Origin of the sequence: Ruicaihuangia caeni, assembly GCF_040536845.1 — a bacterium.
GTDB lineage: Bacteria > Actinomycetota > Actinomycetes > Actinomycetales > Microbacteriaceae > Ruicaihuangia > Ruicaihuangia caeni.
This window is the reverse complement of record NZ_CP159582.1, coordinates 448,579-474,051: the sequence shown is the minus strand read 5'-3', so window position 1 is coordinate 474,051 and position 25,473 is coordinate 448,579. Positions and strand designations below refer to the sequence as shown.

The window sequence follows — 25,473 nt, the reverse complement described above, 5'->3', positions numbered from 1 at the left end:
TGCTCATTCCGCAGCACCCGCCGGGTCGTCGAGCGGCATGCGGCGGGGCGCCCAGAGCAGCGCTGCCACAGCGGGAAGCACTAGTGCGAGCGCTCCTGCGGCGATAACCATGGCCGTCTCCCGTCCCACCATGAACCAGAGCAGCCCGAACCCGGTCGACGCCACGAGGCGGGTGAGCGCGACGACCGTCTGGGCGGCGGCGATTCCCGTCGCACGTGCCGTGGGCGGTGTGTGCTGGGCGGCGAGCGCAGCGAGGATGCCGTCGGTCGAGGCGTAGAACGCCCCCAGCAGCACGAGGCACGCGACCGTCAGCACGGGCCCGGTCGCGGGCAGCGCGGCGACGACGTAGGCGCCGAGGAGCACCAGGTGGCCGATGACGAACATGCGGGCGCGGCCGAATCGGTCGGCGATCCGGCCGGCCGGTACGGCGAACGCGAGGAAGGTGATGTTGGTGCCGACGTACAGCAGCGGGAACCACTCGGTCGCGAAGGCGTCGCGCGATTGCAGCACCAAGTAGATGAATCCGTCGCCGATCGTGAGCAACCCGAAGAGGCCCGCAGCGATGAGCAGCCTCCGCAGCGACGGGTCGTTGAGTTGGCGCCAGCGGAAGCGGGGTGCGGCAGCGGCTGACTCGTGTGCGGTGCTTGCCGCCGTTGTTCGCTCTGCTGCTGCTGCCGCCGCCGCCCGCGGCGCGGAACGCATGTCGGGCACCATGAGCCCGAGCACGGCAAGGCCTGCGAGAGCGAAGGCGAGCGACACGGCGAAGACTGCCGTGTAGCCGTGAGGGATCACGAACAGGATGACGAAGGCGAGCAGCGGGCCGAGCGCCGCGCCGACGGTATCCAGCATCCGGTGCACGCCGAACGATCGCCCGAGCGACGCTTCGTCAGATGCTGCGGCGATCATCGCGTCGCGTGGCGCCGTGCGCACGCCCTTGCCGATGCGGTCGAGCGTGACCACTGCAGTGAGCGCGCCGAAGCCCGTGGCGATCAGCAAGCCGCCGCGCGCCACCGCCGAGATGCCGTAGCCGAAGAAGGCGACCCACTTCGGCTGCTGCCCGCGATCAGCCACCCAGCCACCGCCGATTCGGACGAGCGCGCTCACGCCCTGGTAGAGCCCGTCGATGAACCCATATGCGACGGTCGAGAGGCCGATGGCCGCGGTGATGTAGATGGGCAGGATCGCCGACACCGACTCCGACGCGACATCGGTCAGCAGGCTGACGATGCCGAGGGTGATGACGATCGACGAGACGCGGCCGCGATTCCTCCCGCGATTCCTCCCTCTCGTTGGCCCGGGGGTGTTTCGCAGTGAGATGTACATGCGGCGGTCACTCCGCTGCCATCAGGATGCCGAGCACGCTGAACTCCGTGCCGTTCTCTGAGGCCGCGACCGTCACCGTGATGGTGTTCTCTCCGGCGTTGAAGACCATGCTCGTCGAGTCGGGGGCCGTCGTGCCCTCGCGGGAAGAGAGGCCCAGGTCGGCGAACTGCTTGCGGTAGTGCTCGAGCACTGCTTCAGGTGCCGAGCGCGAGGTGCCCACGAGCCCCGCCTGGAGACGCGGGCCCTCGGAGGCGAGAGAGGTGCTCGTGATCGCCGACTCGGGCGGAAGGTCGATGACGTCGCTCGGGAATCCCTTCGCGAAGTCGCCTGAGGCGTGCGCGGCAGGAGGCAACGGCAGCGAGACGAGCGCTGGTCCAGGCGAAGGCAGCGGCAGCCCCGTCGGAGCAGGGGTCGCGTTCTCGTCGGCGGGCGGACCCTCTGCCCCTGGCGATTCGACAGCCGTCGGGGTCGGCCCGGCCGCTGCTTCCCTCTGCTCGCCGAGTGCGCCGCCGCGCAGGGCGATCGCCGAGACCGCGGCGAGCGCGATCACGATCACCGCCGCGCCGGCGATGAGTGACCATCGCGCCCAGCGTCGACCGGCGGACTCTGCCTTGACCTTCGCGCCCATGAGGCTCCCTCGGAAGCCCAGGCCGTGTGTCGGGTGGCGCGCCGGGCGGGGCACCATAGCGGCGCTCCACCAACGATCGCGGGCTCGGGTTCCCGTTCTCGGTTGTTGCCTCGGCGCCGCGTGGTCGGGTACTACGAGTTCGACGTCGAGACTCGGTGTTGCGCCAGCATAGGCCCGGAGGGCAGTGCAGCACTAGACCTGTCTGTCACGAAGCGTGGCGCGCTCCGCATCAGCCCGCGCGTAGTGCTCACCGGCTCGCCCGTTCTGCCCACCGACCCGCCGCAGCGAGCCACGCTGTCGCCGGCGACGGCCGTGAACCCGGGCCGCGCCCGGCGCTGTCGGCTGCGACGATGCGGGCCCAATCCTCGAGGCTCGCGGGCCGGAGTCTGCGGATGAGTCGCTGCACGGTCTTCGCGCTCGGCTCACCCCGCACCGAGTAGTGCACCATGTGCTCGCGGATGCAGGGGGTGATGCGTGCGGTGATCCCGCGCGGCGGCGCCCCCGCACGTTCGAGGATTGCCGTGGCCGGAGCGACACCCGCTTCCGCATGACCGAGCGAGCGGATGCGGCCGTCGGGGCTGACGAAGGTGTGAGTCGCCTTGCCCAGGTCGTGGAATAGCGCGCCGAGCACCGCGACAGTGCGATCATCGCCTTCGACGCCATCTCGATCGCAGGCCTCCGCGGCTGCCTGCGCCGCCAGTCCCAGATGCACCCACACAGTGCCCTCGGGATGCCAGCGCGGATCTTGCGGCACACGGCGAAGATCGAGCTCTGGATGCACCTCCAGCAGTCCGTCGTCCGCCGCGCGATCGAGCAGCGAAGGCCAATCGGTCGTGTGTTGCGCGTGCTCCTCGAACCAGCGCCAATCGAAGTCGGCCGTCACGTTCTGCCCTCCATGGGGTGCACGGTACCCCGCTGTTGGGAACGCGATGCTGTTGGGAACGCGATGCTCTTGGGCGCCTGATGACGCGGCATGGTCGGCGGCGGGTGAAGTGCATCGGTGTCGCGCGCGCACGTGAGGGCCCCGAACAGGCAGGCTTAGCGCATGAGTGTTCGCCGCCGGCATCCGAATCGCCCTTCCTAGTGCGCGATTCGTCGTTCGCCTTCGACCGGCGCGCGTGGGCGGTGTTGTTCTGGCAACTCGTCTCGCGCTCGCCGTCGGGCATGGTCAATCTGGGCTTCGTCTTCTTCGGTGAGGGCGTGCTCGGCTCGTTCGCCATCGGCGGGCTGCTGGTCGCGGCCTACAACATCGCCTACGCGATCGGCAGTCCGCTCGGTGCACGCTTGCTCGGCGCGATCGGCACCGCGCCCGTGCTGCTGACCTATGCGGCGATCAGCGGGGGAGCGCTCGCCGCGATGGCGGTCGTGCAGCCGGCGCCCGCGGCGGCGGTGGCGCTGGCAACCCTGGCCGGGTTGACGTTCCCTCCCGTCACGCCCCTCGCTCGCTCGATGTACCCACGCATCGTCGGCAACGCCCGGCTCGAGCCGGTCTACGCCATCGACGCCGTGGCGCAGGAGTTCATCTGGATCGTCGGCCCGCTCATCGCGACCGCGGCGGCATGGCTTCTCGGGCCCTCGACCGCGCTGCTGGCAGCGGCGATCATGCTCGTGATCGGTGCTGTGGTGTTCTCGTTCCTGCCCGCGACGCGCGAGTTCGGCAATCTACGAATCCGGGCGGATGCCGGCGGCTCCGCGCCTGCGATCGGCGCCAGCCTCGGTGTGCTCAGCGCCCTCATCGCCACGGGATTCTTCCTCGTCACAGCGAGCGCCATGTCGGAGCTCTTCGTCGTGGCGGAACTCGGCTACTCAGGCCCGGAGACAGGGTTCGTGCTGGCGGCCGCCGCGACCGGATCACTGGTCGCAGGCATCACGATCGCCAAGCGCAGGCTCGGCCGCGGCTCTGTCGCCATCCGTCTCTCGATGGTGCTGGCGGGCGCCCTGCTGGCCGGGCTCACCGACGGCTTCGTCTGGATGCTGATCGCGTTCTTCGTGCTCGGAATGGGGCTCGCCCCTACTTTCGCCGCCTTCAACACGATCATCGCGCTGCGATTGCCGAACCGACACCACGCCGTGGCCTACGCAGTCACCCACTCCGGTCAGCTCGTCGGACTCGCGATCGGCACGGCAGTCGCGGGTGCCATGGTCGACCTCTCAGGCTCGGCGCTCGTGATCTGGTCGGCCGTCGCGTCCTCGGTCGTCGCTGTGCTGCTGGCGCTGATTGTGCCCTCGTTGCGGCGCGGTCTCGGCGTCGGTCGCGACTAGCGCTTCCTTTGGCGTCATGGCCAGGCGAATCGCCGATCCTCCTGGGTGATTCGGACGTGGGTTCCACGTAAGAGCGGGTCGCCTGCGTCGTTAACGCGTGCTTCCGACGGCAGCCTTGTCGTGCCAGACAGGCCCTGATGCCTGCGCTGTCCGATCAGACAGACCTCGTCGCTTCTCCTGGCGCGTCCGTCGGCCCCCGCGGCAGTATCAGGTCACATGATCGCGTATGTGTGCCCCAGGTCCGGTAGTTGAGCGGCGGAGGGCGCGAGTTCGCGTTCGACCGGCACGCTTGGTCAGTCCTCATCTGGCAACTTGTCTCACGTGCTCCGTCGGGCATGCTGAACCTAGGGCTCGTCTTCTTCGGTGAGGGTGTGCTCGGCTCCTACGCCATCGGCGGGATGCTGGTCGCGGCCTACAACATCGCCTACGCGATCGGAAGCCCGCTCGCCGCCCGGCTCCTGAGCCTAATCGGCACCGCCCCGGTACTCGGGGCCTACGCGATCGTGAGCGCAGGTGCGCTTGCCGCGCTGGTGATGCTGGCGCCGACTGCACCTGGGGCATTGATCCTCGCCGCGGTCGCCGGATTCACCTTCCCCCCGGTGACGCCGCTCGCCCGGTCGATGTACCCCCGCATCGTCGGCAGAGCGAAGCTCGAGCCCGTCTTCGCGGTCGACGCGATCGCGCAGGAGTTCATCTGGATCGTCGGACCACTCGTCGCCACCTCGGCAGCGTGGCTCGTCGGCCCCTCAGCAGCGTTGCTGATCGCGGCCAGCGTGCTGCTCGCCGGCGTCAGCGTGTTCGCCGCGCTGCCTGCCACACGGCGCTACGGCAACCTGCACGGGATCGCCATGGCGTCCCGCTCCACCGTGAAGGGCCGCCTCGATCTGCGGCTCGTGGCCATCCTGATCGCGGTCGGCTTCTTCCTCGTCGGCACGAGCGGCACGATCGAGTTGTTCGTAGTTGCGCACTTCGGGTACGACAATCCAGCTGCGGGGATCGCGCTCGCCGCGATCTCGGTCGGCTCGCTCGTGGGCGGCATCTTCATCGGCAAACGGCCATTGCGATCGGGGTCGCTGCCCCTGCGCCTCGGACTGGCGCTGAGCGGCCTGGTCGCAGCCACCTTCTCCGACAATGTGATCTGGTTGGTGATCGCGCTGCTCATCTCCGGCGGCGGCGTCGCGCCTGCCTTCGCAGGCGTGCATACGATCATCGCTACTCGCGTTCCCGATGACCGCACGGCCTTGACCTACTCCCTGTCGCATTCGGGACAGCTGATCGGCCTCGCTGTGGGTACCGCTCTCGCCGGTGCACTCATCGAATCGGTCAGCGCCCATGCAGCGCTCTTGGCCTCGATCGGTTCGATGGCCATCGCCGTGGCCATCGCGACCGCGGCTCCGGTTCTGCGCCGCGGCCTTGAGCGGTGACTGTCTGAGCCGCCAGCGGCCGGTTCGAAACTCTGTCTCAACAGACATCGCCCGCGCCCGACCCGCCGACATAGCGTTTCGAACGACGTTGGAGGACAAAGTGGAGCGATTCGTAGGCGGTCAGGTCACTGGTGGGCACGCGGTGGTTCGCGCGCTCGAGGAGCACGGCGTGACGACCGTGTTCGGCATCCCCGGCACGCACAATCTCGAGATCTACCGCTACCTCGCGGCGTCTCCGATTCAGCACGTCGTCACCCGCCACGAGCAGGGGGCGGCGTATGCCGCAGATGGGTACTTCCGGGCGAGCGGCCGCGTCGCTGGCGTCGTCACCACGAGCGGGCCCGGCATTCTCAACGCGGCTGCTGCCGTAGCGAGTGCCTACGCCGATGGGGTGCCCATCATGGTGATCACGCCGTCGGCACCGAGGGGAGCGGTGCGCCGCAACATCGGCTGGATGCACGAGGTGAAGGACCAGCGCGCGGCCATGGATGCCGTGTCAGAGTGGGCCGAGACCGCGAACAGTGCGCAGGACGCCGCCGACCTCATCGGCAAGGCTTTCAGCGACTGGAGCTGCGGTCGGGCGCGCCCAGTGGTTGTCGAAGTGCCGCACGACGTGCTGCTCGAACGCGATGTCGCAGCCGAGGTCACGCCTCGCCCCTCAGTGCGGATGCCGGAACCTGCTGCCGCCGACGTGCGTGAATTCTGCGAAGCGGTCGCGGAAGCCGAAAACCCCGTGGTGGTCGTGGGCGGCGGATGCGTGCGCGGGCACCGTGCGGTGCGCGAGCTGTGCACTGCGATCGGCGCCCCGGTGATCTCTACGGCGCGAGCCAAGGGCGTACTGCGTGACGATGATCCGCTCTCGCTCGGCAGCGTGTTCGGGCTGGCGTCGTCTCGCGAGTTGATGGAACGGGCCGACCTGCTGGTGCTGCTGGGCACAGAGGTGTCGGATGCTGAGCTCGGTGCGATGCCCTTGCGACCCTCTGGCACGGTCGTGCGCGTCGACGTCGACCGCGACCAGCTGCAGAAGAACGTTCGTGCGCACCTACCCGTGCTCGCCGACATAGCCCAATTCGCGATGGCCGCCACCACGGCTCTGTCGAGCGGCTCAGAGCCTGTCGACCGTTCGGCCGTGATCGCTGAACTCCGCTCGAGAGCGTCGGCCGAAGCCGCGGAGATCAGTGCACCATTCGTCGCGGTGCACGACGCACTGGGAGCGGCCCTGCCGGAAGACGCGATCATCACGGGCGACAGTTCGCAGGTGAGCTACATGGGCACCGCGCTCCTCTGGCCGGCGATCGAGCCCGACCAGGTGATGTATCCGAGCGGCTACGCGACGCTCGGATATGGATTGCCGGCGGCGATCGGTGCGAAGCTCGCCAACCGCGACCGGGCTGTGACGTGCCTGCTCGGCGACGGAGCCTTCATGTTCAGCGTGCAGGAACTCGCCACCGCCAGTGATCTCGGATTGAGCCTGCCCATCATCGTCTTCGACAACGGCGGCTTCGCCGAGATCCGAGACGAGATGGACGCGGCCGACATCCCAAGACTGGCGGTCGACATCGAGGCGCCCCGCCTCTCGTCGCTCGCGGATGCGTTCGGCGCCGCGTTCGCCGCCCCGTCATCGCGCGACGAACTCGCGGACGCCGTCAAGGAAGCGCTCACGGCCGGTCGGCCCACCGTGATAGCAGTCGGACCCGGCCTGAGTTGAGCGCGAGTGGCCGCAAGGCGGGCGACTCAAGCTTTCAGCCCCAACCCCATCCAGCACCTAACAAGAGGAGATCTGAGTGAAGCGCAAGACTCTGACGTATGCGGCGGCGCTCGTCGCAGGCGTCTTCGTAGTGACGGGATGTTCTTCGTCGCCTGGCGGCGACAGCGACGGCGGGAGCGTCACCTTCGCCGGCTACGGCGGTGTCAGCGAGGAAGCGTTCACCAACGCCTGGTATGACCCGTTCGAGGAGGAGACCGGCATCCGCGTCATCCCCGACTCACCGGCCGACTACGCGAAGATCCAGCAGATGGTCGAGTCGGGCCAGGTGATCTGGGACATCGCTCAGGTCGGCGAAGACATCGGGGTGAAGACCAATGGCGAACTCCTCACCGAGATCGACTGCGACGTGGTCGACTGCGACAACTTCGACGGTCTGTTCCCGGTCGAGAAGTACGGCATGCCGGCTCTCGTGTTCTCGGTCGTGCTCGCCTACAACACCGAGATGTTCGCGGGCAACGAGCCCGACTCGTGGGCAGCATTCTTCGACGTCGAGAACTACCCGGGCAAGCGCGCCGTCTTCGGTCGCGACGCCGGCGGTGGACTACAGGGCCTGCTCGACCTGGCACTGATCCAAGACGGTGTGCCGATCGACGAGCTCTACCCGCTCGATGTCGACCGCGCACTTGCGAAGCTCGACACGATCAAGGACCACTTGATCCTGTACAACGACTTCGGCGAGTGCACGACGCTGGTCGCCACGGGTGAAGCCGCGTTCGGCAACTGCTACAACGGGCGCGTCAAGATCGCCGCCGAGGAGGGCCAGCCGGTCGGCATGACCTGGTCGAACCAGGTACAGTATGCCGACTACCTGGTGATCCCCAAGGGCGCGCCGAACACCGAGCAGGCGATGCAGCTGCTCAAGTTCATCGGCTCAAACGAACACAACGGCTCGCTCGGTCAGTACATCGCGTACGGTCCGCCGAACCCGAATGCCGAGGTCGCTTCGGACGTCGCGAGCGACCTGCCCACGATGAACGATCTGGGTGGCGATGACCGCGCTATCAAGATCGACGGCGACTGGTGGGCCGAGAACCTCCAGATGGTCAACGAGCGCTGGGCGGCCTGGAAGGCCGAATGATCCGGCGCGGCGCGTAGGCGCCGCCATCAACCCTGCCGGCGCGGGCGTCAGACACCCGCGCCGGCAGACCCCAGCGTCTCAATCGCAAGTGCAAGGAAGGAGAGGGCATGACCTCGTCACCAGCAGTGACCGCACCTGCAGCACCGCGACGTAGACGCTTCGAGCGTCCCAACTTCTGGACGCTCGCCGGGCTTCCCGGCATCGTCTACCTCATCGCTGTCTTCGGCATCCCCCTGGTGTTCATCGTGGTGCGAAGCCTGACCGACCCGTCGCCCGCCAACTACGCGGCGGTCGTCGAAGACCCGCTCTACAGCGCCTCGCTCTGGCGCACCGTGCAGATCGCGTTCCTGGTGACCGTGCTCTCACTGGTGATCGGGTATCCGCTCGCCTATGCGATGGCGAGATCGGGCAAGCGGCTCGCCATGGTGCTCGGTGCAGCCCTCCTGCTGTCGTTCTGGACGAGCCTGCTCGTTCGCACCTTCGCGTGGCAGGTGATTCTGAACAACACCGGTCTGGTGAACCAGTTCCTCTTGGGCACGGGCATCATCGATGAACCGATTGCGCTGATCCGCAATCTTTTCGCGGTGCTCGTCGGCATGGTCCACATCCTCATCCCGTACGCAGTCCTTGCGATCTACGCCTCGCTGCGCGGCATCAAGCCGGAAGTCGAGCAGGCCGCACAGAGCCTTGGTGCCACCCCTTGGCGCGTGTTCACGCGCGTCACGTTGCCGCTCTCACTGCCGGGAGTCGCGGCCGGGGGAATCCTCGTGTTCGTCCTGTCGCTTGGGTTCTACATCACGCCGGCGCTGCTCGGCGGACCCGGCGACATCCTCATCAGCCAGTCGGTCGTGCTGCAGGTGCAGCAGTACCTCCAACCCGGAATGGGCGCGGCGATGGCCGTGGTGCTCGTCGCGCTCGTGCTGCTGGTGTTCGTGATCGCGACCCGGTTCATCGGCCTCGGACGCATCCTCGGGGTCACCGGAGCACCGGGAGGTGAGTCTCGATGAAAGCGAATCCAGCCATCAAGATCTTCGGCCTCGTGATCGCGTTCGTGCTCGTCGCGCCCACGATCATCGTGGTGGCGACCGCGTTCACTGAGAGCAGCATCATCACGTTCCCGCCGAAGGGATTCTCCTTCCGGTGGTTCGAAGAGGTGCTCACCTCACGGCAATGGATCGAGGCTCTGCAGAACAGCCTGATCACCGGTGCGATCGCCGCGGTGCTCGCAGTGGTGGTCGGCATCTCCTTGGCCATGGCCGCTGCTCGAGGCACCGCTATCCCGCGCACGGGGCTCACGACGTTCGCACTGATGCCCATGCTGGTTCCGCTCGTCGTGATCGCGATCGGCGTCTATCTCGCGTTCGTGCAGATCGGCTTCTACGGCAACGTGTTCGCCCTCGGAGTCGCACATTCGATTCTCGGCATCCCGTTCGTGTTCATCAATGTGCTCGCGGCACTGACAAATCTCGATCCGAGAGTCGAAGAGGCGGCACGTGCTTCTGGAGCGAGCTACCCGATCACGCTGCTGCGCATCACAGTGCCGCAGATCCTCCCCTCAGCCTTCGTGGGTGGACTGTTCGCCTTCATCGCGTCATGGGATGAGGTCGTCGTCGCGATCTTCTTGGTGACCCCCGGGTTCAAGACGATCCCGGTGATGATCTGGAGCCAGGTGCGCGAGGGACTCGAGCCCTCCACCTCGGCGGTGTCGACGGTACTCACCGTGGTGACGCTCATCGTCTTCGGCATCGTCGCCCTGCTCAACGCCCGCAAGTCGAAGAGGACCGCGACCTCGTGACCGCTACCCAGGAGAACCCCATGCGAGCAACGACTCGAACCATTGATATGCCCCTTGCGGAGCGCAAGGAGCGCGGTCGCGCGAAGGGCGCCGCGCTGCGGCTGGAGGCCGTGCGCAAGGTGTACGGCGAGAACATCGTCGCGAACGACGTGACGCTCGACGTCGAGCCAGGAGAGTTCGTCACCCTGCTCGGTGCTTCCGGGTCGGGCAAGACGACCCTGCTCCGCATGATCGCCGGCTTCCTCGAGCCGACAGCCGGAGTCATCACGATCGACGGCAAGGACGTCACGTCAGTGCCCGTGCACAAGCGCAAGATCGGTGTGGTCTTCCAGAACTATGCGCTTTTCCCGCACATGAACGTGCTGAAGAACGTCATGTTCCCGCTCGAGATGCACAAGGTGCCCAAGGTCAAGCGCAAGGAACTTGCTCGCGACGCCCTCGCAGCGGTGAAGCTCCAAGGCTTCGAAGACCGGATGCCGTCGCAGCTCTCGGGTGGTCAACAGCAGCGCGTCGCGCTGGCTCGAGCCATCGTCATGAAGCCTCGGCTGCTGCTGATGGACGAGCCGCTCGGCGCACTGGACCGCCGGCTGCGCGAGGCGATGCAGCTGGAGATCCTGAAGCTCAGCCGCGAACTCGGACTGACGGTCATCAACGTCACCCACGACCAGGAAGAGGCGTTCACCATGAGTGACAAGATCGCCCTCCTCGCCGACGGAACGCTCATCCAGTACGACGAGCCGGCCGCGCTCTACTCGGCGCCGGTCTCAGAGGTCGCCGCCGAGTTCCTCGGTGAGTCGAATCGCTTCGAGGGCCAGCTCGTGCATGAGCAGGAGCGCTGGTTCGTGCGCGCCGACGACATCGAGGTCGAGCTCACGGCATCCGCCGCCGACGGCTTCGCCGACGGCGACCGTGTCGTCGCGGTGATCCGGCCGTGGTCGATCTCGCTCAGCGGCGCCGACTCCGACGAGCAAGGCTCCGTCGGAACGGTGTCGGCCCTCATCTACGCGGGTGAGTCGCAGAAGGTGCTCGTCGAGACGCCGCTCGGCCGCGAGTTCATCGTTCGGCGCTCGCTCGACAGCGCCGACGAGCAGCTGCACGAGGGTCAGCTCGTGCAGCTGTCGTGGCGGCCCGACCACGTGGTCATCACCCGCCCGCGCTGAATCGCCAGCGCACACGACTTCATTCTCAGACCCACATCTAGGAGGACAAACAGGCATGCCCATGTCACCACTGCAACGGCGCGCGAGCGAGATCGTCGAAGAGCTGCGCCCCGAGCTCTCTGAGTTCCACCGAACCATCTGGAGCTATTCGGAAAGCGCCTGGCGCGAGTACCGCTCGGTCGAGCTCTACGTGGACCGACTGCGCGAAGAGGGGTTCCGCGTCGAGGAGGGCTCGGGCGGTATGCCGACCGCGTTCCACGCCACTTGGGGCGACGAGGGCCCCGAGATCGGCATGTACGCCGAGTACGACGCCACCCCTGGCTACTGCCAGGATGCCGCGACTGAGCGGAAGCCTCGCGAAGGGCTGCACCAGTGGGCCCCCGGGTTCACGGATGCCCACTCCGCCCTTGGAGTCGGGGCGCTCGCCGGTGCGATCGCCACCAAGCGCGCGCTCGAGGAGAGCGGACAGAAGGGTCGGGTGCACCTGTTCGGCGAGCCGGCCGAAAAGGTGTGCGGCTCTAAGGCCGTTCACGCTGCGAAGGGCTACTACGACAGCCTCGACGCTGTCATTAGTTACCACCCCTTCTGGCACAACACAGCGCTCTGGGATATCACCAACAACCTCTACTGGTCGGCTGTCTTCACGTTCCAGTGCCCTGAAGAGGAGCCGTGGGGCGTGCCTCTGTTCAAGAGCAACAACGTGGGCTCGCACAACCTCGTGCGCTCGCCCGGTGCGATCGACGCGCTGAGCCTGATGATCAACACGACCAAGGTCACCCGCGAGAACATGTTCCCGGCGACCGGTTCGTGGACGCTGAACGAGGCGATCCTCGGGGCGAGCACAGCGACCGCCGACAACCTCGCCCCTCGCATCACGCAGATCCAGTTCAGCTGGCGCTCGCCGCTGATCGACATCCAGGAGCAGATCCTCGGCATTCTGAAGAACAACGCTAAGCACGTCGCCGGCATCACCAACACCGAGGTGACGATGCGCTGGGTGACCCGTACCCGCCCGGGGCTGCCGAACCACGCCCTCACGACGGCGCTGTACGACAACCTCTCGGAGCTCGGTGCGCCCACGTTCGAGGGCAAGGTCGTCGACTTCGCCAACGAGCTCGAGCGCAACCTGGGCTTCGAGCCCAGTGACGACCCGTTCCTGCCCGAGACGATGTCGCTGGTCACGCCGCAGGAGACCGATAAGGACATCCGCTTCAACCTGCCGCCGTGGCAGGAGTGCACCGGCGCCGACGACTACACCGAGTACTCATGGCACGCGCCGACTGTGCGCTTCTTCACCGCCAAGCCGTTCCTCAAGCAGCTGGGCATCGACCTGTGGCACTGGGCAAACAACGCGATGAACGGTGTGCCCGAGGCAATCGACCCCTGCTGGGAGCGCGGTGCGCAGACGATCGCGAGCACTGCGGTGCAGTTGGTCGAGGATCCGGAGCTGCTGAAGACGGCGACCGCCGAGTTCGACGAGCGGCGCAGCAAGGCCGATGAGCGCCTGCTGAACCCGCTGCTGCCGAAGGACTTCAACGCGCCGATCGAGCTGCCCTGGCCGGAGTACGTGCAGACCAAGCGCGGTTTCGAGTGGACTCTGCCCACGACGGACTACTTCGGTGAGGCCATCTAGTTCGACGGATGCCGAAGCGGGAAGGCGCAGTGCAGCAACGCTGTTCTGCGTCTTCCTGCTGTTCGGCGTCGAAACCGCGTACGCCGCGGGGCTACCGCTAGCCGTCTCGCAGGCCGGGTGGACCGATCCGTGGTTCGTTAGTCTGCTCGTGGCCCTGACGAACGGCGTAGGACTGCTGATGCTGCCGCTGTTCATCGCCCTGATCGATTCGCCCCTGCGCCGAGCCCTCATGCTCGTCTCCGGCGTGCTCATGGCCATAGCGGCAGCGGCAACCTGGATCAGTAGTGAGCAGGGTCTCGAGCTTCTACTGGTAGTCGCGGTGCTGGTGTTCGGCATCGCTCGGGTTGCAGCGACCGTGTCGCTGCTGGCGCAGCTTGCAGGGCTGCGGGGTGATGCGACGCTGCTGCAGGGGCTCAATGGCGCAAGCCAGCGGCTGGGGTCGGCTGTCGCGATCGCGGCGTTGTCTTCGGCGCTCGCCGCCGGGCTCTGGGGCCTGGTCTATGGGGTGATCACGTTCGCGATGCTGCTGTGGGCGGCCATCATCTGGATGCTGCGCGCACCCTCAAGCGGCGGATCGCCCCGGCGGTGGATGCTGCGCGACTCTCCGCGTGTCCTGCTGGAGGCGCTCCGTGACCCGCGCGTGCGCGCGTCGGCGTACTTGAACGTGGTGATCCTGATGTCGCTGCTTGTCAGCAATTCTCTCGTCGGCCTGGTTCTCGAGCGGCGCCAAGACAGCGCTGTGGCGGCCGTCATGCTGACGGCACTGATCGTGGCGCGGGATGCGACGTCGGTGGTCACGGGGCTCCTCTACCGGCGTGTGCGGCGCCGTGTGGGCCAGCAGGCGACGCTGACGTTGATCGCTGCTGCGGCGTTCGTGTCGTTGGCGATTCTCGCGTTCGCGCCGCACGTCGAGGGACTGTATATCCCCGCGTTCCTACTGCACGGGTTCATCGTCGGTGCCGGGATCGCGACGACGAACCTGCTCGCCACGCACGGTGCGGATGCCGGAGCCTACGGTGCGCGACTGGCTGCTAGTCAGCTCCCCGCTGGCATCGCGTTGCTTGGGTTGCCGCTCGTGTTCGGGGTCGTCCTCGACCTCGTGGGAGTGACGGCGGCGCTGCTCGCTCTGGCTGTCGCGATCGCCTGTATCGGGGGCCTGATGCTGAGCGCGGGTGCGGCGGCGCTGAACTCTGCTCGGCGCTGAACTCTGCTCGGCGCTGAGCGCGATGCTGTACGAGGTGCGGCGGATAGCGTATCGCCGGCCGGTACGGCGGCTGAGGGAAACATCGTTCGTCGGCCGGCTCGACCGCTCAGTGAGCCGTCGAGCCGGCCAGCGCTTGCACAGCGACCCACAGCTGCACCCGATCGCGAAGGGTTGCGCAGTCCACTCCCACGAGTTCGCTGATCTGCGCGATCCGATATTTCACCGTGTTCTGATGTACGAAGAGGCGTTTCGCCGTACGGACGAGCGAGAAGTCCTCCTCCAGGAGCACACGCAGGGTCGCCATGAGCTCTGCTCCGCGCTTGCGGTCGAAATGCATGAGCGGCTCGAGCAGGCGCTCGGCCTGCTCGGTGAGCGTCTGGTCGAGGTGCATGGCGAGTAGCTCCGACACCTCCAGCGGCCGGCTCTCGTTGATCCCGCATCCCGCCTTCGCAGCACTCGAGGCCTCAGCGAACGCTATCCGGAGGCCAGTCGTGCCGCGCGCGGGCCCTCCAATGCCTACACAACCCGCTGCTCGGTCGGAGCTCGAAGCGCACAGCAGGCCCTCGGCATGGCGTCGTACGTCAGCCGCACGCTGCAGCAGGACAACCGCGCGATCATCGACGATCGCCGATACGCAGCAGTCAGGCCCTTCAGGGCAGTTCCACGTCGGCGCTGCGGCGCTACGGCGCTGCAGCGCGAGCACCAGGTAGATCGGTGAGTCGAAGTCGATACCGGCCTCGGTGAGCACGGTCGAAGCTGAGCGCAGGTCGCCGCCGCCGATGATGGCGGCGATGGCGCGTCCATGAATCGCTCGTTCGTCGTCATGGTCCGCGTGATCTCGTGACAGAGCCGTCGCGATGACTCCTGCGCACAGGTCGAGAAGTTCGCCCGGGATCGCGACGTCCTCGATACGCAGCCAGCCCAAGATCCGTTCGCCTGCAGTGACCGGTGCCTCAGCCGCAGTCTGCGGAGGAGTGCGGTCCACCCGCATCACGGCCGGGTAGGCCGCCAGGATCTGCCGGCGGTGATCGAATAGCACCACTCGGGCGCGGAGCTCTTCGCCGATCTTTCGCACCATCGCTGCAGGATCGGCGGCCGCGAGCAGCGCGCGGGTGAATCGCAGAACGTCGAATCGCGCGGGGGCCTCCACGGGTTGGTGGCCGTCGACGTCGGCGGTGGGGAGCACCGCGATCCCGTCGTGTTGAGCAATCATCCTCGAACTGCCTCACTTGCGGTTGTTTCGGAAGTTGCACCTCAGTTTTGTCTAGGAACGTTAATACTGCAAGCGGTTTTTGTTTCAAGCGTGTTACACGCAAGGAATATTTGGTAAGTCAGGCTTCGTCACGCCGGTGATTTGCAGTACAGTTCAGAACTGTGCCGAGGCCGGATGGCCTGCGTGCCGGAGATTGGAACGCGGTGGACTCCCTCGATCAAACGATCATCAGCCTGTTGAAGAGCGACCCTCGTCGAAGCTTCTCCGACCTCGCCGCGCACGTCGCGCTCTCGCCCGACGCTGTTCGGGTGCGAGTGAATCGGCTCGTCGACGATGGCAAGCTCCGACTGATCGGCGTGGTCGAGCCTGACTCGCTGGGCTACCGCTTCATCGCGAACGTCGCACTGAAGTACGCGGGAGACATCGCAGCGCTCGCGAGGGTGCTTCGCCAGCACGAGCGCGTGACTTTCTTGGCCAGCACGGTCGGGCGCACCAACGTTTTCGCCGAGGTCGCGGCCTCGGATGACGATGAACTTGCTGCGTTCGTCGCCGAAGAGATCGCTGTGATTCCCGGTGTATCGGCGGTGGAGGTGACCCGTACCGTCAACGTCTACAAGTGGAAGGGAGTGGGCTGGCGGCCGAACGAGCAGTACGCCGACCCTGCTGCCTTCGACCTCCTCGACGACCTCGACATCGCCCTTCTCAGGCAGCTCGTGCTCGACCCGCGAGCGAAAGTGAGCAAGCTCGCTGACGTGCTTGACAGCCCGTACGCCGTGGTTCGCCGCAAGTGCGCGCACTTGTTCGCGTCAGGTGTGATCACCGCGGTCGCGATCACAGAGCGTGTGGTTCCAGACGGTCACGTTCTCGGGGTCGTGCAGGTGGCTTCGAAGCACGCGGATGAGACCTTGCGTGCGATCGCGGCGATGCCGGAGGCCAGCATCGTGACGCGGACGGTCGGAAAGTTCTCTGGCGTGATCGAGGTGAACGCTGATACACCCGCGGCCTTCGCCGCAGCCGTCGACCGCATCACCGCTCACGACGACATCTTCGCCTTCGAGACGCTGATGATCTCGCGCTCGCTCATCCTGCCGATGCCTTGGCGATTCCGCTCGCTCGTGAGCGAGGGGGCGCATGGATCCGGGGATGCCCGTCAGCCTTCAGTGCCCGAGGTCCTTCACAGCAGGCCCCTCGAGTCGGCTGCCGTCGGCGGCGAAGCGTGAGCCGTGCAGGGGGCAGTCCCATGTGCACTCGGCGTCGTTCCAGCTCAGGATGCCGCCGAGGTGGGTGCACACGGCGCTGACCTCTGTCGCGACGCCGTCGACGACGCTCCTGCCGCGCGGGTGCAGTCCTTCGCCGAACACGCGGCCCTCGCCCTCGGCAAGGGCGGCGTCGGGAGCGGCCTTGAACAGCGTCATTGCCCACTCTTTGGCAAGGTTTCCGCCGACGGTGGCGTTGACGCGCACGGCTTCTGCGGCATCCGGCAGCGTCGTCGGGCGGTCATAGAGGGCGGTCGCCCAATCGGGGGCTGCGGCGCCGCTCAATCTCGCCGAGAGCGTCAGAGCCGCGGCGACCGAGTTCGCCATGCCCCACTTGTTGAAGCCCGTGGCCACGTAGATGCGTTCATCCCCAGGGGTGGCGCGCCCCACGTAGGGCGCGTGGTCGAGGGCGCGGTAGTCCTGCGCCGACCAGGTGTATTCGCGTACCGCTCCGGGGAAGTGCTGCTTGACCCACGCGTCGAGTTCTTCGACGAGTCGTTTCGGTGAGCGCTCCCTGCCGACGATGTGACCGGGGCCCCCGGCGACAAGGAATTGCTGGTCGCCGAATGTCGCGGTGCGCAGCGAGCGCGACGGGGAATCGACCGAGAGGTACATCGCTTGCGGCAGCGGGCCCGGCACGCGGTACGCCGACGCGTAGGAGCGGTTCGGCTCGAGTCGTGCGAAGTACGCGCCACGGAAGGTGACCGGCATCCCGGTCGCGATCACGACCCGGCTCGCCGACACCTCGTGACCGTGCAGGGTCACCCGCACGCGGTCGCCGTCGACCTCGAATTCGGTGACACGAGCGTTCTGCACCACAGCAGCCCCGCGCTCGCGAAGCTCGCGGACCATCGCTGCGAGCACGGGCATCGGGTCGATCTGGAACTGACCGGCCAGGCGGATGCCGCCGGTCGTCGTGAACGGAAGCTCGGTGGTCTCAGCCCAGTCGACGTCGAGGCCGGCCTCGCGCGCGACCTCGAGCTCTCGCTCGAGCGTCTCGCGCCCCTGCTGCGTGAACGCGATCGACCACGCGTCGCGGTCGCGCTCCTCGGCTCCGATCGTGCCGAGATACTGGCGCAGCCAGGCCTGACCGGCCCGATTCGCCGTCACGTACGCGCCGACCACCTGGGCGTCGTTGTGCTCAGCTATGCCCTGCAGCGCGGCGCCCTGCAGCAAGGACACCTTGCCAGTGGTGTTCCCCGTGGTCACCGCGCCGATCGTTCTGGCCTCGAGCACCGTGACGCTCACACCGGCACGCGACAGCAGCAGCGCGGTCGTGAGCCCCGCGAGGCCAGCGCCGACGACGACCACGTCGCTCGAGTCTGGAGCTGCGGCATCCGTGTCGATGCCGGTGGAGTACGCGTGCCAGAGCGAAGTCATCGATCTTCTCCTGCCGTTGCAAGGGGCCCTGCTCGGGGGCTGTTGTGGGTGCTCCGGACGTCACCCCGGAACTTCGATCAGCCGTCGCACGGACGGCGGCAGCGGGGCATCCGGCTCGGTCAGCGCTGAGACCACCGGTGCACCCCAGCCGCGACGCGCCGGAACGACGCCCGCCCACACATGGTGATCCTCTCCGTCGTCCTCCGCCTCTCCCGGGCCGGCGTCGCGCACCTTGAACACGGCATCGGCGAGCGGCAGTCGCACCACGCGGGTCGCCGCCAGTTCCTTGCGGGTGTTCGCGCGCACCTCGGAGGGTCGGCCGGGCAGGAGCCGTTCGGAGAGGGCGATGAGCGCGGCGTCCTCCTCGGCGGGCCCAAGGGTCTCCAACTCGCCGTACACGACGGCGCTGCGGTAGTTCATGGAGTGGTCGAAGAGCGACCGGGCCACGACGATGCCGTCGAGCGCGGTCACCGAGAACGCGACGGTGTGGCCCTCGGTCGCGGCCCGCAGCGCGAAGCCGCCGCCCGTGGAACCGTGCAGCAGGAGCGCATCGGCGACGCGCGCGTACGCCATCGGCACGATGAGCGGTTCGCCGCCGACGACCATCGCCAGGTGTCCGACGAGCTCTTCATCGAGCAGGCGATAGAGCGCGTCTCGGTCGACCCGTTGACGCTCCGGATGCCGGTGGACCTTCCGTACGGCGTCGTTGCTGCCCATGGAGTCAGTGTGCGAGCCCGAGCGCGGCGACGCCACCTATCGGTCGGAGGGCTGGCCGTGCTCGCGAGAAGATCGAGGCCCCTGGCAGACCGCGCCAGTAGCGCCCGTCAGCCTACTTCGATGCGCTCGCCCGGCATGAGCGGCACGAACTCGCCGCCCACCTGCTCGGCCGCCCACGTGAGCCGCGCGTTCGCCATGTTCTCGCCCAGCGGCGACAGCGGAGCGTTATGCGTGCCGAAGACCCGCTTTGGCTTCACGGCGAGCACGTAGTCGATGACCTCGCCGATCTTCAGCCAGGGCGCACCGACCGGTGCGGCGAGCACTTCGACCTCGACGCCGGGCTGTGTGTACGAGTCGCCGCCGTAGTAGAGGGTGTCGTTCACGAGCACCCCGACGTTGTCGATGACCGGTATCGACGAGTGGATCACCGCATGGTCCTTGCCGAAGAACCGCAACGAGAACGTGCCCGCCTGCGCCGTGTCGCCCTCCGCGACCTCGTGCACGGCGAAGCCCTCGGCGGCCTTCACTACGCCGGCCGGTCCGAAGATCACGGCATCCGGGTTGCCCTCGAGAATGCCGCTGAGTTGCTCGGGCGTCCAGTGGTCGGCGTGCTCGTGGGTGATGACGATCGCATCGACATCGCCGATGCCCTCGAGCGGCGGCGTGAAGGAGCCCGGGTCGATGACCAGCTTGCGGCCCTCGTGCTCGACGACGAGGCAGGCGTGCTCATGCTTGATGATCCTCATGACTCGACCCTAGGCGCGATCGTGTGCAAGTGGGTTTGGCCCGGTGCGACTCACGAGCCGCGATAATCAGAGCATGGCGACGTCGAAACGGTTCGCCGTCGCCGTCAATCCCGCCGCCGCACAGGGCCGCGGGATCGCTGCGGGTCAGGCGGTGATCGCGCTGCTGCACGCGCGCGGATACGGTGCCGACCTCGTGCAGGGGGCGGATGCCGCGGAGTTGGCGCGCTCCGTGCGAAGCCGCCTTGGCGCCGACACCGCCGGCCTTGTGGTGGTCGGTGGCGACGGGATGGTGCAGCTCGGCGCGAACATCGTCGCGGGCACCGGCTTGCCGCTCGGCGTGGTGCCGGCCGGCACGGGGAACGACTTCTGCCGAGCGCTCGGCATACCGCAGGGCGACGTCGAGGGAGCGGTGAGCCTCATGCTCGCGGCGCTCGAGGGCGGCGGGCGCGACGTCGACCTGGGGGTCGTGCGCGACGCAGCTAGGGGTGAGTGCCGCTTCGCGGGAGTGCTGTCGCTCGGCTTCGACGCGGCGGTGAACGCCCGTGCGAACCGGATGCGGTGGCCGCGTGGGCCCCGGCGCTATTCGCTCGCAGCGCTGCTCGAGCTGCTGCGGTTCCGCCCGATTCAGTACCGAATCGTGGTCGACGGGATGCCGCGCGGCGAGCGAGCGATGCTGCTCAGCGTCGCGAACGCCGGCGTGTTCGGCGGCGGAATGCGGCTCGTGCCCCACGGACGGCTTGACGACGGGGTGCTCGACCTCGTGACGCTGGCGCCGCTGGCGAAGCTGCGGTTCCTCCGGTTCTTTCCACGTGTGTTCAAGGGAACGCACACGTCGGTTCGGGAACTCGCGTTCGAGGAGGCGCGGAGCGTTCGGATTGAATCGGCCGACCGCCGCATCGTTGCCTATGCAGATGGCGAGCCGATCGGCGAACTGCCGCTGGAGGTGCGGGTGGAGGCCGGTGCGCTTCGCCTGCTGGTGCCGCCGCTGCGTGCCGATCCACGGAGCGATGCCGTCTAGCTCTCTTGATATTCTCTCATTTTGCGAGCCGCATACGTGGTGTGGCATACTTTTCAAGCGCCAACGAGGCCCCATCGTATAGCGGCCTAGTACGCCGCCCTCTCACGGCGGTAACGCGGGTTCGAATCCCGCTGGGGTCACGCGCAACAAGAGCAGTCCGGCTTCGGCCGGGCTGCTCTTCTCGTTTGCGCCGGGGCGGCTGCGCGCCCGGTCGGAGGTCTGGCCGCGCGGGCCAGAGTTCGCGACGCTGGCGAGGGGTGGAACTCTGGCCGGCGGCAGCCAACTCTGGCCGAGCCATACTGCGGGCAGGCCAGGCCCCGCCAGGGCAGGGCAGGGCAGGGCAGGAGCGCGGCGCGAACTCGGCGGGCGCGGTCACGCTCAGCGGCCGCGGCTAGGGTGAGGTGACGTGGGCCCGAGACGAGTGAGACGCGCTGTCGAGCGCGCGGCGGCCGCGGCGGGCTTCGAACTCGATCAAGGTCAGCGTTCCGCGCTTGCGCGGCTGACGGCATCCGGGGCGCCGAATGTCTATGTGCATGGGCCGGTCGGGCGGGGCAAGTCGTGGCTCGTGGATACGTGGTTCGCGACGATGCCCGCGCCCAAGCGGCGGGTGCACTTCCATGGGTTCCTCACTGAACTGCAGCGTGCCATCGTCGCCAACGTGTGCGACACGGATGCCGCGATCGACGCGCTGCTCGGCGACATCCGTCTGCTCGTCTTCGACGAGTTCCATGTTCATGACCCGGCCGACGCTCTGCTGCTGACCCGATCGCTCGGCCTCATCGGCCGTCGGGGAGTGCGGGTGGTCGTCACGTCGAACTATGCGCCGGACGGCTTGCTGCCTGATCCCGTCTTCGAGCACGTCGCTCTGCCCCTGCGCGCCGCTGTCGCGGGAGCATTCGAGGCCGCCGAAGTGGCCGGAGCTCAGGATTATCGGCGCATGGGCACGGCGGACGGCAACCCGGTGAGCGACTCGACTCGATCCGCGGTGAGCGGCACCTCCTCGCGGGGCCTGCGCGGAGTGTGGCGCATCAGTGAATCGGTCGACCTCGCCGAAGCACCGGCGGCCGTGCTCGAGCTCGGCGGGCGGCGCTTCGAAGCGCTCGAGGCGGACGGGTCAAGCATCCGGTTCCACTGGACGCAGTTGTGCGAAGCGCCCGTCGCGGCATCAGACATCGTGGCGTGGGCCGACCGCTTCGATCACTGGACGCTCCTCGGCGTGCCGCCGCTCGCGCGGACCACGCTCGCTGCCCGGCAGCGCTTCGCGAACCTCGTCGACGTGCTCAGCGATCGCGGACACGAGCTCGTGGTGCACGCAACGGTCTCGCGACAGCGATTCGTCGATGAAGAGACCGCCAGCCCGCACGATGTGGAGCGGATGCTGAGCCGGCTCGCCCTGCTCGACGCCGCCGGTTGAGCGGCGCGCACGTGCTCAACCGCGCGGAGTGACGCGGCGCAGCAAGAGGAACGCGGCGACGGCGGCGAGCGCGGTGGGGACCAGAGACCAGAGGCTCGCGCCGAACGCGCCGAGCCGCACGAGGGCGTCGATCAGGCTGGCCCAGCTGCCCGTGGCAGTGACGCCGAACAGGAGCGCCACGAACAGCGAGGCGAGCGCACCGCCGAGAGCGACCAGGCCGTAGACGCGCCAGCGGAGCCAGGCTCCGGCGAAGACCGCTCCGACGAAGAAGAACAGCATCAGCCCAGTGAAGAACACCACGAGCCGCTCGAGCACCGGGCCGTCGGTCAGTCCGGGTGTGGCGAACATGCGGCCACCCAGCCACCAGCCGCCGCTTGCCTCCTCTGCCACGGAGAGCGCGGTGAGCGCAAGACCGTAGCCGGCCGAGAGCAGCGTGAACGCGAGCGCCGTGCCGACGGCGTAGTCGCGTCGCGTGGATCCGATGCCGAGCGCGAAGGGGAACGTGGCGCTCATCGCCTGCACGGCGACCACGCTCATGTAGACGAAGAGGTAGAAGACCGCGCCCGACCACAGCGCCAGGGGCGCGGCCGTGACGATGACGGGCGAGGCGCTCAGCACGACGGCCCAGACCGCGACCGAGAGCAGCGCGATCGCGAACAGCACGATCCACGGCACGATCACGATCGTCGAGAAGTTCACGAAGTGCAGGCGCACGACTCGCCAGGCCCGCACGCCCGCGTTCGCCGCCGAGCCGGATGCCGGAGCGGAGACGGCGTGGGCACGGATGCTGTCGCGCGCCACCTCGGCACTGGCGGCACGCCGGGCGGCGGTGACGGGCGCCCGAGACGGTGGGTGCGCGCTCGCTCCTGCCGCGGGGGCTGACATGTCGGGGGCTCCTGATCTCGGGCGATGAGGAGTTGCTCGGGGTAAGGGTTCGGGTGGGATCGGGGTGTTGCTCGGGAGAGTTCGGGGGCTCTCGCGGGCCGGTTCCAGCATGTCCCCGCAGCGCCGTCCGCGCTCGCCGCGGCCGTTCACGCGAGGGTTTGCTGCAGCTGCGCGGGTTCTAACCCGCGCTTGTGCAGCAAACCCTCGCGACGGCGACGGCGACGGCGACGGCGACGGCGACGGCGACGGCGACGGCCACGCCGCGGGCAGGCCACGCCCCGGGCACGCCACGCCGCGCGCCGGCCACGCCGCGGGCAGGCCGTGGACCGGTGGCAGCCAGGCCGCGGCCAGGTTCAGCCGCGCTGCCTCAGTTGCGCGGCGTCACCCGCCGGAGCAGGAAGAACCCGGCGACCGCCGAGAGGGCCGTCGGCAGCAGCGACCACCAGGCGACGCCCAGCGCGCGGTTCGACACGAGCCAGTCGCCGACCGCGCCCCAGCTGCCGGTGACGCCGATCAGCAGCATGGCGCCGAGCAGGAGCGCCGCGAGCAGCACTCCGAGCACGATGACGCCGTAGGCGCGCCACCGCATCCACACGCTCGCGAAGATCGAGCCGACGAAGAAGAAGAACAGCATCACCGCGAAGAACACGAAGAAGCGCTCGAGCACGGGGCCGTCACTGAAGTAGTTCGTGACGAACATGCGGCCCCCGAGGCCCCAGCCGTTCGTCGCCTCCTCAAGCAGCGAGAGCAGCGTGAGCGCGACCGCGTAGCCCGCCGACAGCAGGATGAAGCTCGCTGCCGTGCCGAGGTAGTAGTCGCGACGGGTCGTGCTGAGGCCGAGCGCGAACGGGAACGTCGCGCTGATCGCCTGCACGGCGACCACGAGCATGTACACGAAGATGTAGAAGGTGGAGCCGCTCCACTGCATGCCTTCGCTGAAGTCTGTGCGGTCGCCCGGTGCGAGCGAGGCTCGGATTATCGCCCAGATCGCGAGGTTCGCGAGGAAGATCAAGCCCATGATCATGCTCGGCACGGCGATCGTCGTGCCGATGTTCACGAAGTGCAGTCGCACCACGTTCCAGATGCGCTGCCACTCGCTGCCGCGCTGCCGCACGGCGGGGGTGCTGATGGCCAGGTCGGTCATGATTCCGCTCCGAATTCCGAGGCGTGCGCACGAGTGCGGCGCACGATGAGTTGCTGAAGAGACACGCCCCCGAGCTCGAGGCCCGCATCGGCGGCCTCGCGTCGCTCGGCAGGGGTCAGCGCCTCAAGGGTCGCGGTCGCCAGCCCGCCGAGCCGGTCGCTCGCGAGCACTTCGCGATGCTCGACGAAGCGCTCGACTGCGTGCCGGGGCCCCGCGACGGTTGTGACGCTGCCGCGCAGGCTCTCGGCATCCTGGTCGATGATGATGCGGCCGTCGTCGATCACCAGCACATGCTCGAGCAGATCGCTCACCTCGTCGATCAGGTGGGTCGAGAGCACGATCGTGCGCGGATGCCGGGCATAGTCGGCGAGCAGGTGATCGTAGAACGACTGGCGGGCGACCGCGTCGAGCCCGAGATACGGTTCGTCGAAGAAAGTGAGCGGCGCGCGGGCCGCGAGACCGACGATCACACCGACTGCCGAGAGCTGGCCTCGCGAGAGCTTCTTGATGCGGCGGTTGAGCGGGAGCCGGAACTCCTCGATCAGCTCTTGTGCGAACTCCTCGTTCCAGTGCTCGAAGAACCAGGGCGCCGCCTTGAACACGTGCTTGGGCTTGAAGTCCTCGGGGTAGCGCTGGCTCTCTTTGATGAACGAGAGCCGGCTGAGCACCGAAGCGTTCTCGACCGGCGATTCGCCGAAGATGCGGATCTCGCCGCTCGTCGCGAAGTCCTGCCCGGTGAGCAATTGCATGACGGTCGTCTTGCCGGCGCCATTGCGGCCCAGCAGGCCGACGATGCTGTGCTCCTGCACCGAGAACGTCACGTCGTCGACCGCGGTGAGGTCGCCGAACCGGCGAGTGAGTCCTTCCGTCTCGATGACGGGGGATCGTGTCATTTCGATTTCTCCTGCGTGTGGGTTCGCTTGGTAGCGGATGTCTGAGCGAGCGGTTGGGCCGCGCTCGCCTTGGTCGTGTGGTCGCGGATGAGGGTGATGAGCTGGGCGTCGCCGATGCCGAGCTTGCGTGCCTCGGCGACGAGCGGCGTGACGAACTCGTCGGCGAAGCGTGCGCGTCGCTCGCTGGCGATGCGCTCTCGGGCGCCCGCGGCGACGAACATGCCGATACCGCGGCGCTTGTACAGCACGCCGGCATCCACCAGCAGGTTCACGCCCTTGCCGGCGGTCGCGGGGTTGATGCGGTGAAAGGCGGCGAACTCGTTCGTCGACGGCACCTGCGACTCCTCCTCAAGAGCTCCCGAGAGGATGTCGTTCTCGATCTGCTCAGCGATCTGCACGAAGATCGGCCGGTCTTCGTCCACGCTTGCCTCCCTGGTTCATTAGTGATGTAACTAACCAATCAGGCGTGGAAGCGAATGTCAAGCGCGTCTCGGGCGCCGTGGATACGGGAGAATCACACGGGGGGATCGAC

Annotated in this window: 23 protein-coding genes and 1 tRNA gene; 13 read left to right on the top strand and 11 right to left on the bottom strand. The window is 67.7% G+C overall.

Annotated elements, in window-relative coordinates; genetic code table 11:
• Window positions 1-3 precede the first annotated feature (3 nt).
• The 3 genes from ABV606_RS02190 to ABV606_RS02180 form a co-directional block, all read right to left on the bottom strand.
• A complete protein-coding gene (locus tag ABV606_RS02190; protein WP_353988177.1) occupies window positions 4-1,323 on the bottom strand; it encodes an MFS transporter in 1,320 nt (439 codons plus the stop codon).
• A 7-nt stretch (window positions 1,324-1,330) separates the two neighbouring features.
• Window positions 1,331-1,951: a hypothetical protein gene (locus ABV606_RS02185; protein ID WP_353988176.1), complete on the bottom strand. Its 621-nt coding sequence runs from the start codon at window positions 1,949-1,951 to the stop codon at window positions 1,331-1,333.
• Window positions 1,952-2,198: 247 nt separating this feature from the next.
• Window positions 2,199-2,834 (bottom strand): HDIG domain-containing metalloprotein, encoded by a 636-nt coding sequence (locus ABV606_RS02180; protein WP_353988175.1) that lies wholly within the window; start codon window positions 2,832-2,834, stop codon window positions 2,199-2,201.
• A gap of 200 nt (window positions 2,835-3,034) precedes the next feature.
• Here ABV606_RS02180 and ABV606_RS02175 point away from each other — a divergent pair, with 200 nt between their 5' ends.
• From ABV606_RS02175 to ABV606_RS02135, 9 genes are all read left to right on the top strand, one after another.
• On the top strand, window positions 3,035-4,213 hold the full coding sequence (locus tag ABV606_RS02175; protein ID WP_353988174.1) for an MFS transporter: 1,179 nt from the start codon (window positions 3,035-3,037) through the stop codon (window positions 4,211-4,213).
• A gap of 248 nt (window positions 4,214-4,461) precedes the next feature.
• The gene (locus tag ABV606_RS02170) at window positions 4,462-5,637 is read left to right on the top strand and encodes an MFS transporter (RefSeq protein ID WP_353988173.1); all 1,176 of its coding nucleotides are present in this window, start codon (window positions 4,462-4,464) and stop codon (window positions 5,635-5,637) included.
• A gap of 100 nt (window positions 5,638-5,737) precedes the next feature.
• The gene (locus ABV606_RS02165; protein WP_353988172.1) at window positions 5,738-7,345 is read left to right on the top strand and encodes a thiamine pyrophosphate-binding protein; all 1,608 of its coding nucleotides are present in this window, start codon (window positions 5,738-5,740) and stop codon (window positions 7,343-7,345) included.
• A 76-nt stretch (window positions 7,346-7,421) separates the two neighbouring features.
• Window positions 7,422-8,483, top strand: coding sequence for an extracellular solute-binding protein (locus ABV606_RS02160; RefSeq protein WP_353988171.1), 1,062 nt, complete (start codon window positions 7,422-7,424; stop codon window positions 8,481-8,483).
• Window positions 8,484-8,590: 107 nt separating this feature from the next.
• Complete coding sequence (locus ABV606_RS02155; RefSeq protein WP_353988170.1) at window positions 8,591-9,490, top strand: ABC transporter permease; 900 nt, start codon at window positions 8,591-8,593, stop codon at window positions 9,488-9,490.
• Window positions 9,487-10,278, top strand: a complete 792-nt coding sequence (locus tag ABV606_RS02150; RefSeq protein WP_353988169.1) for an ABC transporter permease — start codon at window positions 9,487-9,489, stop codon at window positions 10,276-10,278. The genes ABV606_RS02155 and ABV606_RS02150 overlap by 4 nt, the downstream gene beginning before the upstream one ends.
• 20 nt (window positions 10,279-10,298) lie before the next feature.
• The gene (locus tag ABV606_RS02145) at window positions 10,299-11,438 is read left to right on the top strand and encodes an ABC transporter ATP-binding protein (protein ID WP_353988168.1); all 1,140 of its coding nucleotides are present in this window, start codon (window positions 10,299-10,301) and stop codon (window positions 11,436-11,438) included.
• A gap of 55 nt (window positions 11,439-11,493) precedes the next feature.
• On the top strand, window positions 11,494-13,071 hold the full coding sequence (locus tag ABV606_RS02140; RefSeq protein WP_353988167.1) for an amidohydrolase: 1,578 nt from the start codon (window positions 11,494-11,496) through the stop codon (window positions 13,069-13,071).
• Entirely contained in the window at window positions 13,058-14,275 is a 1,218-nt protein-coding gene (locus tag ABV606_RS02135; protein WP_353988166.1) for an MFS transporter, read from the top strand. The genes ABV606_RS02140 and ABV606_RS02135 overlap by 14 nt, the downstream gene beginning before the upstream one ends.
• Before the next feature lie 106 nt (window positions 14,276-14,381).
• Here the strand turns inward: ABV606_RS02135 and ABV606_RS02130 are convergent, their stop codons facing one another.
• Window positions 14,382-15,488 carry a PucR family transcriptional regulator gene (locus ABV606_RS02130; RefSeq protein WP_353988165.1) on the bottom strand — a complete coding sequence of 369 codons (1,107 nt, stop codon included), beginning with the start codon at window positions 15,486-15,488 and terminating at the stop codon, window positions 14,382-14,384.
• 161 nt (window positions 15,489-15,649) lie between these two features.
• Here ABV606_RS02130 and ABV606_RS02125 point away from each other — a divergent pair, with 161 nt between their 5' ends.
• A complete protein-coding gene (locus ABV606_RS02125; RefSeq protein ID WP_353988164.1) occupies window positions 15,650-16,708 on the top strand; it encodes an Lrp/AsnC family transcriptional regulator in 1,059 nt (352 codons plus the stop codon).
• Here the strand turns inward: ABV606_RS02125 and ABV606_RS02120 are convergent.
• The 3 genes from ABV606_RS02120 to ABV606_RS02110 all read right to left on the bottom strand — a co-directional run bounded on the left by ABV606_RS02120 (window position 16,646) and on the right by ABV606_RS02110 (window position 19,587).
• Window positions 16,646-18,124: an FAD-dependent oxidoreductase gene (locus ABV606_RS02120; protein ID WP_353988163.1), complete on the bottom strand. Its 1,479-nt coding sequence runs from the start codon at window positions 18,122-18,124 to the stop codon at window positions 16,646-16,648. The two genes, ABV606_RS02125 and ABV606_RS02120, sit on opposite strands and share 63 nt — an antisense overlap.
• A 60-nt stretch (window positions 18,125-18,184) precedes the next feature.
• Complete coding sequence (locus ABV606_RS02115; RefSeq protein ID WP_281487417.1) at window positions 18,185-18,841, bottom strand: pyridoxamine 5'-phosphate oxidase family protein; 657 nt, start codon at window positions 18,839-18,841, stop codon at window positions 18,185-18,187.
• A gap of 107 nt (window positions 18,842-18,948) precedes the next feature.
• Window positions 18,949-19,587 (bottom strand): MBL fold metallo-hydrolase, encoded by a 639-nt coding sequence (locus ABV606_RS02110; RefSeq protein WP_353988162.1) that lies wholly within the window; start codon window positions 19,585-19,587, stop codon window positions 18,949-18,951.
• 73 nt (window positions 19,588-19,660) lie between these two features.
• Here ABV606_RS02110 and ABV606_RS02105 point away from each other — a divergent pair, with 73 nt between their 5' ends.
• The 3 genes from ABV606_RS02105 (at window position 19,661) to zapE (ending at window position 22,019) form a co-directional block, all read left to right on the top strand.
• Window positions 19,661-20,605, top strand: coding sequence for a diacylglycerol/lipid kinase family protein (locus ABV606_RS02105; protein ID WP_353988161.1), 945 nt, complete (start codon window positions 19,661-19,663; stop codon window positions 20,603-20,605).
• A gap of 67 nt (window positions 20,606-20,672) precedes the next feature.
• Window positions 20,673-20,745: transfer RNA gene (locus ABV606_RS02100), tRNA-Glu, on the top strand.
• 266 nt (window positions 20,746-21,011) lie between these two features.
• A complete protein-coding gene (gene zapE / locus ABV606_RS02095) occupies window positions 21,012-22,019 on the top strand; it encodes a cell division protein ZapE (RefSeq protein ID WP_353988160.1) in 1,008 nt (335 codons plus the stop codon).
• 15 nt (window positions 22,020-22,034) lie between these two features.
• On the opposite strand, the gene ABV606_RS02090 is transcribed toward zapE, so the two are convergent.
• The 4 genes from ABV606_RS02090 to ABV606_RS02075 form a co-directional block, all read right to left on the bottom strand.
• Window positions 22,035-22,904 carry a hypothetical protein gene (locus tag ABV606_RS02090; protein ID WP_353988159.1) on the bottom strand — a complete coding sequence of 290 codons (870 nt, stop codon included), beginning with the start codon at window positions 22,902-22,904 and terminating at the stop codon, window positions 22,035-22,037.
• Window positions 22,905-23,271: 367 nt separating this feature from the next.
• Window positions 23,272-24,048: a hypothetical protein gene (locus ABV606_RS02085; protein ID WP_353988158.1), complete on the bottom strand. Its 777-nt coding sequence runs from the start codon at window positions 24,046-24,048 to the stop codon at window positions 23,272-23,274.
• Window positions 24,045-24,941 carry an ABC transporter ATP-binding protein gene (locus ABV606_RS02080; protein ID WP_281487423.1) on the bottom strand — a complete coding sequence of 299 codons (897 nt, stop codon included), beginning with the start codon at window positions 24,939-24,941 and terminating at the stop codon, window positions 24,045-24,047. The genes ABV606_RS02085 and ABV606_RS02080 overlap by 4 nt, the downstream gene beginning before the upstream one ends.
• On the bottom strand, window positions 24,938-25,363 hold the full coding sequence (locus ABV606_RS02075) for a GntR family transcriptional regulator (protein WP_281487424.1): 426 nt from the start codon (window positions 25,361-25,363) through the stop codon (window positions 24,938-24,940). The genes ABV606_RS02080 and ABV606_RS02075 overlap by 4 nt, the downstream gene beginning before the upstream one ends.
• Between the last annotated feature and the right edge of the window lie 110 nt (window positions 25,364-25,473).